This is a genomic window from Nonomuraea sp. H19, from assembly GCF_052068215.1.
Lineage (GTDB): Bacteria > Actinomycetota > Actinomycetes > Streptosporangiales > Streptosporangiaceae > Nonomuraea.
In genome coordinates this window covers 205,368-218,199 of record NZ_JBQHCV010000017.1, presented here as the reverse complement: position 1 = coordinate 218,199, position 12,832 = coordinate 205,368, and the positions used below count along the sequence as shown (strand labels likewise).

Sequence of the window (12,832 nt, the reverse complement as noted above, 5' to 3'; positions counted from 1 at the left end):
ATGCCCTATGTCGTCACGCTCGTCATCCTGCTGAGCGTGCTCTGCCTGCTGAACCTGGCGCTGACCGTCGGCGTGATCCGGCGGCTGCGCAAGCATTCCGAGGCCCTCGCCAGCCGCTCCGACGACGGGCACGGGCGGCAGGCGATCCTGCCCGAGGGCGCGGTGGCGCCGCCGTACGACACCGTGGCCACCGACGGATCCACCGTCTCCAGTGACCTGGTCACGCAGCCGGTCCTGGTGGGCGTCTTCTCTCCTGGCTGCGACGCCTGCCACAAGGCCCTGCCGGACTTCCTCGCCGCGGCCGAGCGCTTCCCCGGAGGTCCGGAGCACATCCTCGCCGTGATCGTCGATGAGAAGGGAGAGTCGGGACCGCTGCGGGCGGAGCTGGAGCCGGTGGCAAGGGTGGTGGTCGAGGACATGGGCGGCCCGGTCACGTCGGCGCTGCAGGTGCAGGCGTTCCCGGTCTTCGCGCTGGTGGGCGGCGGCGGCCGGATCATGGCCAGCGGGCTGCGGCTGAACCAGGTCTTTTCGCTCACCCGGGTATAGCCGCCGTGACGTCGAAGCCCACCTTCTCGGGGACCACCCCGGCGAAGACCATCTCAACGAGCGCCACCACGTCGGCAGGCACATCGTCGACAGGCGCCACCTCGACGGCCACCACACCAGCGGACGGCGCACCGGCGGACACCGCCTCCGCAGGCGCCGCCGGGCCACCGCGGCAGGGCGGCGCCGGCCCGGCGGCTGAGGACGTACGGATGAAGGCGAGTCCGGCGGCTCTCGCCTGCGCGCTCGGGCTGGCCTGGCAGGCGGGCCGGTGGCACGTGCTCGCGTACGCGGTCCTGGCCCTGCTCGAAGCGGCCGTGCCCGTGGCCACCGCCTGGCTGACCAAGTCGGCGCTGGACGTGATCGCGCACCGGACGTCCGGCCCGTCCGCGCTGGTGGCGGTGGGCGCGGGGCTGGCTGTGGCGGGCCTGGCGGCCGTCACGTTCCCGCACGTCTCCAGCTACCTGCGCCAGGAGCTCCAGCGCCGCACCGGGCGCCTGGCCCAGGACCGGCTCTTCGCCGGCGTGGAGCGTCTGGCCGGCCTGGCCAAGTTCGAGGACCCCGCGTTCTTGGACCGGATGAGCCTGGCCCACACGTCAGGAGGCGCCACGCCGAGCGCGGTGGTCTCCGGGACGCTGGCGATCTGCCGCGGGTTCGTCACGGTGCTGGGGTTCCTCGGCTCGCTCCTGATCGTCAACCCGCTGCTGGCCGGCGCGGTCCTGGTGGCGGCGCTCCCCGCGCTGGCCGCCGAGCTGCGCCTGTCGCGCCAGCGCGCGTCCATGATGTGGCGGGTCGGGCCGATGGAACGGCGGGAGCTGTTCTACCGGCAGCTCCTGACCAGCGTGCGCGCCGCCAAGGAGCTGCGCCTGTTCGGAGCCGGCCGGTATTTCCGGACCAGGATGAACGCCGAGCGGGTCGCGGCCGACTCCGAACGTCGCCACCTCGACCGCCGCGAGCTGGGCGTCGAAGGCGGGCTCGGACTGCTGTCCGGCCTGATCGCCGGGGCCGGGCTGATCTGGGCGCTGTTCGCCGCCATGGACGGCCGGCTGACCGCGGGCGACATCGCCCTGCTCGCCACCTCGATCGTCGGCGTGCAGTCGGCGCTCGCCGCGCTGGTCAACGAGGTGACGATGGCGCACCAGCAACTGCTCAACTTCGCCCACTTCCTGACCGTGACCAGCGCCGAGCCGGACCTGCCCGTGCCCGCGCGGCCGGTGGCGCCGCCCGTGCTGCGGCACGGCATCGAGTTCCGCGACGTGTGGTTCCGCTACTCCCCCGAACATCCGTGGTCACTGCGCGGCGTCAGCCTCACGATCCCGTACGGCTCCGCGGTCGCCCTGGTGGGCAAGAACGGCGCGGGCAAGAGCACCATCGTCAAGCTGTTGTGCAGGTTCTACGACCCGGACCGCGGATCGATCCTGTGGGACGGCGTCGACCTCCGCGACCTCGACCCCGCGGAGCTGCGGACCCGCATCGGCGCGGTGTTCCAGGACTACATGGAGTACGACCTGACCGCCGCCGAGAACATCGCGATCGGCGACCTGGCGGGCCGCGACAGGCTGACCGCCGCCGCCGGCCGGATCGAGGCCGCGGCACGGAAGGCGGGCGTCCACGACGCGGTCAGCGCCCTGCCGCGCGGCTACGACACGCTGCTGACGAGGATGTTCTTCGGGCCCGACCCGGAGGCGGGGGTGGTGTTGTCGGGCGGGCAGTGGCAGCGGCTCGCGCTGGCCCGGGCGGTGCTGGGCGAGGAGCGCGATCTGCTGATCCTGGACGAGCCGAGCTCGGGGCTCGACGCCGAGGCCGAGCACGAGATCCACAACCGCCTGCGCGAGCATCGGGCGGGACGCACCAGCCTGCTGATCTCGCATCGGCTGGGGGCGGTGCGGGAGGCGGACGTACTGGTGGTGCTCGACGCCGGGCAGGTGGCCGAGCAGGGGACGCACGACGAGCTGATCATGCTGGGCGGGCTCTACCAGAGACTCTTCGCCCTCCAGGCTCAGGGCTACCAGCCCGCCGACACCTGATGATGATCACCGGCGGCCGGTGAAGCGGAGCCGGACGGGGCGGCGGTGGCAGCGGGGCCGGCGGCCGTGCCAGCCCATCGCGGGACCGCTCAGGCGCGGATCCCGGTTCAGCATGAGCTGGTGCAGCTCGGCCAGCTCCGGCCCGGGCTCGATGCCGAGCTCGCGGTCGAGCGCCCGGCGCGCCTCGGCGTACACCGTCAGTGCGCCCGCCACGTCCCCGGTCCGGTACAGCGCCACCATGAGGTGCCCCCACAGGCGCTCTCTGGTGGGCCGCAGCGCCAGCGTCTCGCGGAGGCCGCCGATGATCTCGCTGTGCCTGCCGAGCGCCAGCCGGGCCCGCGCGCACTCCTCGATCGCCAGGTAGCGCTGCTCTTCCAGCGCGTCGAGCTGGGCGGCCAACCCGACCGTCCTGGGCAGGTCCTCGGCCGCGGCGCCCCGCCACAGCGCGAGCGCCGCGGTCAGGTATCCCAGCGCCTCCTCGTACCGGTCGCCGCCCATCGCGCCGCGCCCCTGCTGTACGAGCTCGTTGAACTCGGTGACGTCCAGCTCGCCGGGTTCGACGGAGAGGAGGTAGCCGGGCGGGTGCGCCCGGAGGCGGCCGTCGAGGTCCTTGCGGAGCAGGTTCGTGTAGCTGCGTACGTTGGCCAGTGCCGACTTGGGCGGGTCGTCCTCCCACAGCGCGCTGAACAGTCGGTCGTGGGAGACCGCGCGGTTCGGCTCCAGCAGGAGGCGGGTGAGCAGGAGCCGCTGTTTCGTCGTCCCCAGCGGCACGACAGTGCCGTCTCGCCACAGCCGTACCGGTCCGAGGATGCCGAATCGAAGACCCATATTTCCCCCGAAACGTATTTGGGAGCGCTCCCACGAACTCCCACGACACGCTACGTACGTGTCGATCATGTGTCAATGGTCTCTCGACAGGAGCAAGGCCGACGTGTCCAAAGTGGCGGGCCCGCATGAAACTTTCAGCCGTTCCCCCAGGTCAGAGCACCAGGAAGCGCCTGACGGTTGACGGGCCCGAACCCCGCTGACCAGCATGTCGCGCGCGTCCTCCCCCCGAAGGGGCGCCCTCTGACCGGGCGCCCGTCCCGCGATCATTGACCGAGCACCGCGGGACGGGAGTTCGTCCGGCGTCGACTCCGCCGGGTGCCCGGACCTCAGCGGAGGTGGGGGACAATCGGGGTCGTGCAGGTTGAGTTCGGCATCCTGGGCCCGCTCGTGGTGCGATCGCCCGAGGAGGGTCCGATCGCCGTCGGCGGTCCCCGGCCGCGTGCCCTGCTCGCCCTGCTGCTGCTCGACGCCGGGCGGATGGTGAGCCTCGAACGTCTCATCGACGGCCAGTACGGCGACCGCCCTCCGGCAGGGGCCGCCAACGCCGTCCAGGCGCAGATCTCCCGGTTGAGGCGCAACCTGCCGGGCGGCCTGATCGAGTTCCACGGGGCGGGCTACCGGCTGGCGGTCGAACAGGAGAACGTGGACGCGCACCGGTTCGAGCGGCTCGCCCGCGAGGGCCGGCGGCTGCTCACGGACGGCCATTTCGCAGGCGCGGCCGCGGTGCTCAGAGAGGGGCTCGACCTGTGGCGCGGGCCGGCGTTCGCGGACGTGGCCGATGCGCCCTTCGCCGGGCCGCAGGCGCGCCGGCTGGAGGAGCTGCGACTGTCGGCCACGGAGGACCTCATGGCGGCCGAGCTGGCTCTTCCCGAGGCCAGCCCCGTGGCGGCGCTGCGGGAGCTGGTCGCCGCCCATCCGCTGCGCGAGCGGCCGCGGGGGCTGCTGATGCGGGCGCTGCACGCGGCCGGGCGGCAGGCCGAGGCCCTGGCGGTGTTCGACGAGACGCGGCGGCTGCTCGCCGACGAGCTCGGCGCCGACCCCTCGCCCGAGCTGACGGCCGTGCACCTGGCGATCCTGCGGGGCGAGCCGCGCCGCGAACGCGTCCGGCGTACCGGGCTGCCGACCCAGCTGACCAGCTTCGTGGGACGAGAGGACGAGCTGGCGCGAATCGCCGCCCTGCGCGCCGCCCGCCTGGTCACGATCGTCGGTCCCGGCGGCACGGGCAAGACCCGGCTCGCCATCGAGACGGCGGGCCGGCGCTCCGGCCCATCCCCGGCGGCCACCGGCCACGGCGACGTGTGCTTCGTGGACCTGTCACTGGTGGACGGATCGGCGCGGCCGACGCCCGCCGCGTCGGCACAGGCGACCCCCGCGGCGTCCAGACAGCGGGTGGCTGCAGTGTCCGGGCAGGTCGCGGTGGCGGCGCTCGGGGCACTGGGGCTCCGCGAGCCGTTGCTCCGGCCGCCCGGGTCCGCCGGGCTCCCCGACCCCACGGAACGCCTCCTGTCGGCGCTGGCCGAGCAGGATCTCCTCCTCGTCCTGGACAACTGCGAGCACGTGATCGCCGAGGCGGCCACCCTGGCCCGCCGCCTGCTCGCCGGCTGCCCCGGCCTGACCATCCTGGCCACCAGCAGGGAGCCGCTGGGCATCACCGGCGAGCACCTGATCCCGCTGGCTCCCCTGCCCACGCCGCCGCCCCACGCCGCGGACCCGTACCGCTATCCGGCGGTCAGGCTGTTCACCGACCGCGCGGCGGCCGTGCGGCAGGGTTTCCGGGTCGGCCCCGACGAGCTGGACGCCGTCCTGCGGATTTGCGCGGCGCTCGACGGCCTGCCGCTGGCCATCGAGCTGGCCGCGGCCCGGGTCCGGACGTTCGGCGTGACGGAGATCGCCGCCCGGCTGGCCGAACACGGCAGGTTCAGACTGCTCTCGCGCGGCGACCGTACCGCCGCCGCGCGCCACCAGACCCTGCACGCGGTCGTGGAGTGGAGCTGGAGTCTGCTCGACGCCGAGGAACAGGCACTGGCCAGGCGGTTCACGATCTTCTCCGGGGGTGCGAGCCTGGCGGCGGTCGACGGGATCTGCGGCGCGGACACCGCCGAGGCGCTCGCGGGGCTGGTGGACAAGTCGCTGGTCGAGACCGATGGCGAGCGTTACCAGATGCTCGAGACCATCCGGCTGTTCTGCGCGGAACAGCTGGCGGCGGCGGGCGAGGAGGAGCGGCTGCGGCAGGCCCATGCCGCCTGGTTCCTGGCGCTGGCGCAGCGTGCCGACGACCACCTCTACCAGGCCGAGCAACTCGCCTGGATGGCGCGGCTGTCGGCCGACAACGCCAACCTGCGGGCGGCGCTGCGCTGGAGCGTGGAGCATGCCAGGCCGATGGCGTTGCGGCTGGTGGCGGCGCTGGGGATGTACTGGTGGCTGAGCGGGCGGCGCGATCAGGCCACCGGGCCCGCCGTACGCCTCCTCGACGCGATCGGCCAGGATCCGCCCGCCGGGATGGCGGAGGAGTACGTGATGACCGTGCTGCACGCCGTACCGGACACGGGGTCGCCGCACTGGGAAAGGGCACGGGCGATCGTCGAGTCGCTGGAGCGGCCGATGCGCTACCGGTTCGGCGTGGCCCTGTGGGGAATGATCGCGGGCCCGCCCGCCGCGACCGGGCGGCGCCATCCGGCGCTGGGCTCCGATCCGTGGAGTCAGGCGCTCGGCAGGCTCGGCGAGACGCTGATGACGGTGATGAGCGGCCGGGTCGCGCAGGCCGAAGGGGAGCTGGAGGGGGTGCTGGCGGCCTTCGGCGAGGTGGGCGAGCGCTGGGGGACGGCGCAGTCGCTCGACTGGCTCGCGCTGATCGCGGGCTGGCGCGGCGAGTGGGCGCGCGCCATGGGGCTGTGGCGGGACGCGATCAAGCTGCTCGAAGACCTCGGCGCGCTGGAGGAGCTGGTGGACATGCTGGTACGGCGGGCCGACGCGCACTGCCGGGCCGGTGACCTCATGGCCGCGCGGGCCGACTGCGAGCGCGCGGCCGATCTCGCGCGCCGGCTCGGCAGGCCGGAGCTGGTGGCGCAGGTCCAGCTGTGGCTGGGGAACATCGCCAGGTTCGAGGGCGACCTGGCCGAGGCCGCCCGGCGGCTCGATGCCGCGCTGAGCACTTCCGGGGAGACCGGCGCGTTCACCGCCGCAGGCGCCAGGTCGCACGCGCTGACGGCGCTGGGCCGGCTGTCCGAGGCGGCCGGCGACGTCGCCGCGGCCGGACGCAGGCACCATGAGGCGCTGGCCGCCGCGCTCAGGTCGCCGATGACCACCGATCTCGCCGACGCCGCCGAGGGTTTGGCCGGTCACGCCCTTCTCACCGGTACGACCCGACCGGCCGCCGGCACGCCCGGCGCGGTGGAGCGGTCCGTGCGGGCGCCCGCCGCGGCGGAGCGGGCGGCGCTGCTGCTCGGCGTGGGCGTGGCGCTGCGTGGCATGGCGGTGGCCGGCGATCGGGACGTCGCCAGAATCGCCGCCGCGGCCACGGAGGTCCTGGGCCCGGAGGCGTTCGCCGCGGCATTCGCCAAGGGCGCGGCGATGAGCAGGGACGACGCCCTGGCAGCCCTCCGCTGACAGGGAACGCTCCGGCTGTCAGCCGATCGTCGCCCGGCTGTCAACGGCGGCGGCGATGCTCCTCTGCATGAAGAACACCACCGTCCTCATCTCCGGCGCCAGCATCGCCGGCCCGGCCCTCGCCCACTGGCTCATCCGCTACGGGTTCACCGTCACCGTCGTCGAGAAGGCCCCGGCTCTGCGTCCCGGCGGCCAGGCCGTGGACTTCAAGGGCGAGACCCATCGCACCGTCCTCACCCGCATGGGGATTCTGGAGGACGTGCAGAAGCTCCAGACCGGCGGCACGGACCAGCGGATCGTCGACGCCGACGGCCGCACGCTGGCGGTCATGCCCGGCGAGTTCACCGGCGGCGACCTCGAAATCGGGCGCGGCGACCTGTCCGGGCTCCTGTACGAGCGGACGGCCCCGGCCTGCGAGTACGTCTTCGGCGACTCGATCACCTCGCTCACCGAGACCGCGAGCGGCGTCCACGTCACCTTCGAACGCTCCGCGCCCCGCACGTTCGACCTCGTCGTGGGGGCGGACGGGATCCACTCGAACGTACGCCGCCTGGCCTTCGGCCCCGAGGCCGACTTCGTCAGGCACCTCGGCCACTACTACGCCCTGGTGGAGCTCGACGAGGACTTCGGCCCGGTGGCCACGATGTACAACGAGCCCGGCAGGTTGGTGGCCGTCGGCGGGCCGAAGGCGGGCGCGTTCTTCGTCTTCGCCTCCGACCGGCTCGACTACGACCGCTACGACGCCGGGCAGCAGAAGGACATCCTGGCGCGGGCGTACGCGGGCATGGGCTGGCAGGTCCCGGCCATCATGGAGAGGGTGCGCCGTGCCCACGACGTCTACCTGGACTCGATCAGCCAGGTCAGGATCGACCGCTACGCCAAGGGCCGCGTGGTGCTGCTCGGCGACTCGGCGTACGGCAACACGCTGGGCGGCTTCGGCACCGGGCTGGCCGTGGTGGGGGCGTACGTGCTGGCAGGCGAGCTGGCCGCGGCAGCCGGCGATCACCAGGTGGCCTTCGCCGAGTACGAGCGGCAGCTCCGCGGGTACGCCAAGATCGCCAAGAACGGCAACGCCGGCCCCTTCCTCGCGCCTGCGACCCCGGCCAGGATCCGGATGCGCAACTGGATCTTCAAGTACCGCTTCCTGCTCACTTTGATGATGAAGATGGCCGACAAGTTCGCGACCGACATCGATCTCAAGAACTACTGAACCTTTGTCACATCTGTCGCATCCAACCCGATCGTGAACAGATTCCAGCAGCTGACGGCCCTGTCCGCCGCCGCCGTCGCCGCCACCATGATCGCCGTCCCCGCCGCCCACTCCGCCGCGCGCCCCTCCTGCCCGACCCCGTCCAAGGCGGAGGCGAAGCGCTCATACGACTCCAAGACCGACGAGCCCCCCAGGGGCGCGACGGCCATCAAGGGCGTCCGCGTGAACCACATCCCGAAGGGCTTCACGTACGGCCAGGTCGGCGTCAACAAGCACGACGGCATCACCGAGTACGGCTACCTGTGGTCGGACAACCGCAGCGACGTGGACCGCAAGCGCAGGTCGTTGTGGGTGCGGGTGGTGTGCTGGCCGAAGGCGAGCAAGCTCGCGCAGCTCAAGAACGCCCCCTTCCAGCTCGGCACCTTCTCCGGCGACACGAAGACCGTGAAGATCGGCAGCCGTATGGTGCTCACCCAGGTGGGCGACGGCGCGCTGGGACCCGGCAGGTACGCCGGATGGGTCGAGCGCAAGGGCGTCGTCGTCACCGTGATGGCCTCCGAGCCCCTCGTCCCCGAGCTCGGCAAGATCATCAAGGGGATCAGGCTCTGAGGAGCCCCACACCGCCCTCGATGAGGACATGCGGCACGCCGTCGATGAGGGGAATGAGCTCCTCCTTCGGGCCGATGTGCCAGTCCTGAACAGGCACGAGGCCCGGACCGATCAGCTCGAACCCGTCGAACAGCCGCAGCACCTCCTCGTGCGTGCGGAACCTGGCCTGGGCCGACGTGCCCATTGTCGCCATCGTGAGCTGGGCGATCGCCTCCGGGGCGCTCTCCGCCATCGCGTGGGAGATCAGCAGGTGGCTGCCGGGCGCCATGCGCTCCCTGTAGGCGGCCACGAGGCCGGCCGGATCCTCCTCGTCCATCACGAAGTGCAGCACGCCGACCATCAGCACGCAGACCGGCTGGTCGAAGTCGATCAGGCCGGTGACGTGCGGATCGCCGAGGATGTCGGCGGGACGGCGCAGGTCGGCCTGGATGCCGGCGATGCCGGGTGAGTCGGCGAGCAGCACCTGGGCGTGCATCCGCACCACCGGGTCGTTGTCCACGTAGATCACCCGGCAGGCCGGATGCACCTCGCGGACGGTCTCGTGGATGCTGGGCGAGGTGGGGATGCCGGTGCCCAGGTCGATGAACTGCCGCACGCCCTGCTCGGCCACATGGCGGACGGCCTCCACCTGGAACCGGCGGTTGGCCCGGGCGACCAGGCGGGTGTCCGGGGCGACCGTGAGGAGCTTGTCCGCGACCACACGATCGACCGCCAGGTGGTCCTTGCCGCCGAGCAGGTAGTCGTAAACCCGGGCGGAGCTGGGAACAGACGGGTCAACGCCAGGCGGAACCCGTTCTAGCTCGGTCACGTGAGGGCGTCTCCTTCGGCGCATGCAACGTGACCGCCATCCTACTCGGCTCCCCGGAACCGGGAAGTCCGGCCCGGACCGGCGCACCGAAACAGAACATGTTCTCGTTTGATGCGCAGCGGCGGTCCGCCGGACCCGTACGCGCTGGACCTGCGGCCGGCCGCCCTTCGCGGGATCTCACTGACCGCCGACCCCGGAAGTGCGTGGGGGCGGACCGGAAATAGAGTCGAAGGACCGATGCGCTGGAGGCGTGCACCTGTGCATCCTGGTGGGGACGGGTCCGGAACCGGGGCCTGTTCCTGACCTGAGAGGAGTCACGAGGGTATGGACAATGCGGCAGGCCGCCCGACCGTGATCTTGGACAATGGCGTGGTCGGCAAGGTCATGCTGGCTCATCCATCCCGGCGCGACCTCGTGCTCGTGCTCGGCATGGACGGCACCCTGCTCAGCTGCCAACTCGACGACATCGCCTGCGTGGTCGGCGGAAAACCCCTCTGCCGCGACGGCTGACCCCCCGTGAGCGGGGGGATCAGCCTCGGGTGACGAGGCTGCCGAGCGACTCGGCCGCCGCGAAGTCGTTGGTGAGGTGGTTCTTGGTCACCGCGAACGCGATCCCGGTCGCGGTGTCGGCCCACGCCGCGCTGCCGCCCGCCCCAGGCACCCCGAACACCGTCGGGCTCTCCTCGGCCGTCGACGCGGGGCCGCCGATGCCGTATCCGAGTCCCCAGGTCGAGGGCATGCCGAACACCTCGTCGATGCCGCTGGAGGCCACGGCCGTCACCTCACGCAGCCGCTCGGCGGAGATCAGTCGCGTCCCGTCCACCTCGCCGAGCAACGCCGCGTACATCCGCGCGATGGCCCTGGCCGAGGTCTTGCCGCCTGCGGGGATGTCGGCGGACAGGTAGTCGGGCCGGCTGCCCAGCGCCGCGGTCGGCATCAGCGTCATCGGGCCCGCTTTGAACATCGGCAGGTCCGCCGGCATGTCCGCGAAGGCCGACATGTCCATCGGCACGTCCTCCAGCCTGGCCAGCCGGGCGTGCTCCTTTTCCGGCATCCCGAAATAGAGCTCGTCCGCCACGCCCAGCGGACCCGTCACTTCCTCCCGCAGGACCTGCGAGATGGGCTTGCCGGTGACGCGCCGGACGATCTCGCCGACGAGGAACCCGAACGTGTAGGCGTGGTATCCGACCTTGGTGCCCGGCTCCCACCACAGCTCGGCGTCCTCCAGCGCGGCGACCATCTTGCCCCAGTCGCACACGTCCTCCGGCGTGGTGTCCAGCGGCACGCCCGGCACACCCGCCGTGTGCGACAGCACGTGCCGTACGGTCACGCCCTGCTTGCCGTGCCGGGCGAACTCCGGCCACAACTCGGCCACCGGCGTGTCGTAACCGAACAGCCCCCGCTCGGCCAGCACATGCGCGACGGTCGCGGTGGCTCCCTTGCCGATCGAGAAGTTGTAGAAGGGCATGTCAGACGTGACCGGCCGCCCGGTCTCAGAGTCGGCCACGCCCGCAACTACGTCCACGACCTGGACGCCATCTCGGTAAACGGCCACCTGGAGCCCGCGCTCCTCGCCCGACTCGACAAGCCTGTCGGCCGCTTCCTGAATCTGCTTCTGAAGGTCGCCCACCGTGTCTCCCTTGTTGCGTCATTGTTGGAACTAGACGGTACAGTACTGTGATTGGTACGGAACTGTCTAGTACTCTTCCGGAAACGAGAGGAGTCGCCATGGCGGTGGAAGAGGACGGCCGGACGGCACGCAAGCGCAGGCAGATCCTGGAGGCCGCGCTGCCGGTGTTCCTGCGCAACGGCTACGTGGGCACGAGCATGGACGAGGTGGCGGCGCTGGCGTCGGTGTCGAAGCAGACCGTCTACAAGCACTTCACCGACAAGGAGCAGCTCTTCACCAGCATCATCCTGGACACAACCGGCCATGTGGACGGGCTCGCCAAGATGATCACGGCTGCGCTCGACGACAGCGGCGCCGACCTGGAGAAGGATCTGGGCAAGCTCGCCAGGCAGTTCCTCGGCGCGCTCATGCAGCCCGAGCTGCTGCGGCTTCGCAGGCTGGTGATCGCCGAGGCCGACCGCTTCCCCGACCTCGGCCGCACCTGGTACGAGCAGGGCTTCGAACGCGGGCTGACCACGCTCGCCACCGCCTTCGAGCGCCTGTCCGGCCGTGGCCTGCTCCGCCTGGACGACCCCCGGCTGGCCGCCGAGCACTTCGTGGGCCTGCTGCTGTGGATCCCGGTGAACAAGGCCATGTTCTGGGGCGGTGCCGACCACTACACGCAGGCCGACCTGGACCACCTCTCCGAGGCGGCGGTGGCGGTGTTCCTGCGGGCATATGGGACTAGGTCAGATAGCGCTTGAGCCCGTTCGCCAAGGAGGTGGCGATGCGCTCGCGGAAGGCGGGGTCGGACATCTTGGCCGCATCGCCGCTGTTGCGCATGTTGCCGCACTCGATGAACACGGCAGGCCGCTTCGACAGGTTGAGCCCGCCCAGGTCGGTGCGGGTCTCCAGCCCGTCCTTGCCTCTGTAGGTGGAGTACGGGAGGCCGGTGCCGGATCGGTACGCGTCGCGGATCGCGAGCCCGAGCCGCCGCGACGGCTTGACGACCTCGTCATTGTGCCCCGGGATCAGGCCCGGCATGATCACGTGAAACCCGTGCTCGCCCGGCGCGGCGCCGTCCCCATGGATGGACAGGACCGCGTCCGCCCTGGCTTCGTTCCCGATGGCGGCCCGCTCGGTGACGCAGGGGCCGACGCCCTTGTCGTTGGGGCGGGTGAGCACGACCTTGGCGCCCATGCCCTCCAGGATCGGCTTCAGCCTGCCGGCGACGTCCCAGGTGAAGGCGTGCTCCTGATATCCGCCGGCGGTCACGGTGCCGGTCGTGTTGCACGCCTTGCGGCCGGTGATGATGTCGACCTGACGGTTGATCTCTTTGGGGTGTGCGGCGTTCCCCCCGTTGTGCCCGGGATCGAGCACCACGATTTTGCCCGCCAGCGGGCGCCCGGCGGTCGATGGGGCAGGGGATGGAGAGGCGGGCAACGCCGCCTCGTGCGCGGTGGGCACGGTGCCGCCGCACGCGGTGGACAGCGCGGCCAGCGCGGGTAGTGCCACTTGATAGGCGCGCATGCTCCCGACCGTACCGGCCCCTGAACACCAACCCCAACATCTGGCCTGACCTGCGACTTCGT

At 71.7% G+C, this 12,832-nt stretch carries 12 protein-coding genes; 7 read left to right on the top strand and 5 right to left on the bottom strand.

Going from position 1 to position 12,832, the window contains the following annotated elements; all coding sequences use genetic code 11:
• Entirely contained in the window at positions 1 to 546 is a 546-nt protein-coding gene (locus tag ACTMTI_RS33860) for a TlpA family protein disulfide reductase (RefSeq protein ID WP_441124727.1), read from the top strand.
• On the opposite strand, the gene ACTMTI_RS33855 is transcribed toward ACTMTI_RS33860, so the two are convergent.
• Positions 533 to 658 carry a hypothetical protein gene (locus ACTMTI_RS33855; RefSeq protein WP_441124726.1) on the bottom strand — a complete coding sequence of 42 codons (126 nt, stop codon included), beginning with the start codon at positions 656 to 658 and terminating at the stop codon, positions 533 to 535. The two genes, ACTMTI_RS33860 and ACTMTI_RS33855, sit on opposite strands and share 14 nt — an antisense overlap.
• Before the next feature lie 97 nt (positions 659 to 755).
• Here ACTMTI_RS33855 and ACTMTI_RS33850 point away from each other — a divergent pair, with 97 nt between their 5' ends.
• On the top strand, positions 756 to 2,570 hold the full coding sequence (locus ACTMTI_RS33850; protein ID WP_441124725.1) for an ABC transporter ATP-binding protein: 1,815 nt from the start codon (positions 756 to 758) through the stop codon (positions 2,568 to 2,570).
• Between the two features lie 6 nt (positions 2,571 to 2,576).
• Here ACTMTI_RS33850 and ACTMTI_RS33845 read toward each other — a convergent pair whose 3' ends face one another.
• Entirely contained in the window at positions 2,577 to 3,398 is an 822-nt protein-coding gene (locus ACTMTI_RS33845) for an AfsR/SARP family transcriptional regulator (protein ID WP_441124724.1), read from the bottom strand.
• Between the two features lie 354 nt (positions 3,399 to 3,752).
• Between ACTMTI_RS33845 and ACTMTI_RS33840 the strand changes: the two genes are divergently transcribed.
• The 3 genes from ACTMTI_RS33840 to ACTMTI_RS33830 all read left to right on the top strand — a co-directional run bounded on the left by ACTMTI_RS33840 (position 3,753) and on the right by ACTMTI_RS33830 (position 8,823).
• A complete protein-coding gene (locus ACTMTI_RS33840) occupies positions 3,753 to 7,004 on the top strand; it encodes a BTAD domain-containing putative transcriptional regulator (protein ID WP_441124723.1) in 3,252 nt (1,083 codons plus the stop codon).
• A 67-nt stretch (positions 7,005 to 7,071) separates the two neighbouring features.
• Positions 7,072 to 8,214, top strand: a complete 1,143-nt coding sequence (locus tag ACTMTI_RS33835) for an FAD-dependent monooxygenase (RefSeq protein WP_441124722.1) — start codon at positions 7,072 to 7,074, stop codon at positions 8,212 to 8,214.
• A gap of 33 nt (positions 8,215 to 8,247) precedes the next feature.
• Complete coding sequence (locus ACTMTI_RS33830; protein ID WP_441124721.1) at positions 8,248 to 8,823, top strand: hypothetical protein; 576 nt, start codon at positions 8,248 to 8,250, stop codon at positions 8,821 to 8,823.
• Here ACTMTI_RS33830 and ACTMTI_RS33825 read toward each other — a convergent pair.
• Positions 8,813 to 9,631 (bottom strand): SAM-dependent methyltransferase, encoded by an 819-nt coding sequence (locus tag ACTMTI_RS33825; RefSeq protein ID WP_441124720.1) that lies wholly within the window; start codon positions 9,629 to 9,631, stop codon positions 8,813 to 8,815. The genes ACTMTI_RS33830 and ACTMTI_RS33825 overlap by 11 nt on opposite strands.
• A gap of 324 nt (positions 9,632 to 9,955) precedes the next feature.
• On the opposite strand from ACTMTI_RS33825, the gene ACTMTI_RS33820 reads away from it, so the two are divergent.
• Positions 9,956 to 10,141, top strand: a complete 186-nt coding sequence (locus ACTMTI_RS33820; RefSeq protein WP_441124719.1) for a hypothetical protein — start codon at positions 9,956 to 9,958, stop codon at positions 10,139 to 10,141.
• A 19-nt stretch (positions 10,142 to 10,160) separates the two neighbouring features.
• On the opposite strand, the gene ACTMTI_RS33815 is transcribed toward ACTMTI_RS33820, so the two are convergent.
• Positions 10,161 to 11,261, bottom strand: coding sequence for a serine hydrolase domain-containing protein (locus ACTMTI_RS33815; RefSeq protein ID WP_441124718.1), 1,101 nt, complete (start codon positions 11,259 to 11,261; stop codon positions 10,161 to 10,163).
• A 98-nt stretch (positions 11,262 to 11,359) separates the two neighbouring features.
• Between ACTMTI_RS33815 and ACTMTI_RS33810 the strand changes: the two genes are divergently transcribed.
• On the top strand, positions 11,360 to 12,004 hold the full coding sequence (locus tag ACTMTI_RS33810) for a TetR/AcrR family transcriptional regulator (protein WP_441124717.1): 645 nt from the start codon (positions 11,360 to 11,362) through the stop codon (positions 12,002 to 12,004).
• Here the strand turns inward: ACTMTI_RS33810 and ACTMTI_RS33805 are convergent.
• Positions 11,985 to 12,770: an N-acetylmuramoyl-L-alanine amidase gene (locus tag ACTMTI_RS33805; RefSeq protein WP_441124716.1), complete on the bottom strand. Its 786-nt coding sequence runs from the start codon at positions 12,768 to 12,770 to the stop codon at positions 11,985 to 11,987. The two genes, ACTMTI_RS33810 and ACTMTI_RS33805, sit on opposite strands and share 20 nt — an antisense overlap.
• Positions 12,771 to 12,832 lie beyond the last annotated feature (62 nt).